This window comes from Sinomonas sp. G460-2 (assembly GCF_047759905.1).
Lineage (GTDB): Bacteria > Actinomycetota > Actinomycetes > Actinomycetales > Micrococcaceae > Sinomonas.
This window is the reverse complement of sequence record NZ_JBKZWT010000500.1, coordinates 1-1,724: the sequence shown is the minus strand read 5'-3', so window position 1 is coordinate 1,724 and position 1,724 is coordinate 1. Positions and strand designations below refer to the sequence as shown.

The following is a 1,724-nucleotide window of genomic DNA, read 5'->3' as shown; positions in this document are numbered from 1 at the left end:
TCGCGCGGCCTGATCGAGCGCGGCTGCGTACACCTTCTCGAAGATCCGCGGCACCCCCAGGAGGAACGTGGGGCGGAAGCTGCGCAGCGCCGAGAGCAGGTCCGCGGGGCTGCTGTACGCGACGGTCGCGCCGGCCGCGAGGCACACCACCTGGACGGCGTGCGCGAGCACGTGCGCGAGTGGCAGGAACATGACCGTGCGCGGATCCGGGGCCCCGAGCGGATCGTCGAGGTGCGGGATCAGATTGTCCGAGAGCAGCACGAGATTGCCGTGTGTCACCACGCAGCCCTTCGGCCGGCCCGTGGTCCCCGACGTGTAGACGATCGTCGCAGGGGAGCTGAGTCCCGCCGCGGCCCGATGCCGCTCGAGTTCGGCCTCGCTCACACCGTGGCCGGGGCCCGCAAGGCTGCTGAGCGTCGCTCCCTCGGCCTCGAACTCGAGGGTCGTGACCCGGATGAACCGCTCGGCGAGCTCTGCCGAGCCCTCAAGCACGTTGGCGACCATGGCCTCGAGGGACGGCGCGACGAAGACGCGGCTCGCGCCCGAATCCCGCAGGATCCACTCGATCTGGGCCGGGGAATCCGTCTCGTAGATGGGCACGCTCACGCCGCCCGCATACCAGACCGCGAAGTCCACGAGGGACCACTCGTAGCAGCTGGGGGAGAGGATCGCGACGCGGTCGCCTACGCCGAGGCCTCCCGCGATGAGCCCGCGCGCAAGCCAGCGCACCTGGTCGAGGAAGTCTGCGGCCCCGACGCCGCGCCACGATGCGCCGTCGCGGAGCGCGTAGACGTGCCGCTCCGGCGTCGCGGCGGCCCGTTCGAGGAGCAGATCGGTCGCGTTCATCCCGTCGGCTCGGCGCGGTCCGAGCCGGTCCGTATGCGCCTCGCGCACGGGCACCATGCGGACGTGCCCCCCGAGCACGTCGGATGGGCTCGCATCCTGCACCCCTTCGCCGGGGTCGGCGTTCTCCGAAGTGCTGCTGCTCACAGGGCCCATTCTGCCAATCTCACACCCAGCTCGGCATCCACATATGTAGCCGCCAGTCGACGTACGTGATGGTCTGCGCCGTCCAGATCGGCATGAAGTACGCCGAGACGATGAGGACGAGCACGAAGTACAGCCCCACCCCGAGGAGGCCCGCCTGTCGCCGCCACGGAGGGTCCGTAGGCCTCCCCAGGACGTGGCCGATCATGTACGCGAGGATGAGCACGAAGAACGGCTCGAAGGAGACCTCGTAGAACGCGAACATGGTCCGGTCGGGGTACATGAACCACGGGAGGTAGCCCGCAGCGATCCCGCACAGCGGCCCGCCGAGCCGCCAGTCACGCCGCCCGGCCCACAGGAGGACGGCGATCGCGAGTGCGATCGTCCCGGCCCACCAGATGAGCGGGTTTCCGAGCGAGAGCACGGCCGAGCTGCACCGGTCCGCGCCGCAGCCCGTGGTCGGCTCGGCGTAGTAGAACGATGTGGGGCGGCCCTGCACGAGCCAGCTCCAGGGGCTTGCGGCGTACGGATGCGTGGTGGTCAGGGTCGTGTGGAACGAGTACGCCTCGAAGTGATAGTGCGCGAGCGAACGGAGCGAGCCGGGCACCCATTGCCACAGCGGGTCGGGGTGCGTGTCTGCCCAGTGGCGGAAGTAGCCGTCTGAGGACAGGAACCAGCCGGTCCACGTCGAGAGATACACGACTGCGCCCACCACGACGATGCTCACCACCGCGAGC

Annotated in this window: 1 protein-coding gene and 1 pseudogene; both read right to left on the bottom strand. The window is 69.8% G+C overall.

The annotated features are described in order from the left end of the window. Window positions 1-990, bottom strand: a 990-nt coding sequence (locus ACLN58_RS21880; RefSeq protein WP_415857316.1) for an AMP-binding protein, incomplete at its 3' end; no start/stop codon positions are given. Window positions 991-1,009: 19 nt separating this feature from the next. Beyond that, a pseudogene (locus tag ACLN58_RS21875) lies at window positions 1,010-1,724 on the bottom strand (phospholipid carrier-dependent glycosyltransferase); the annotation flags it as partial.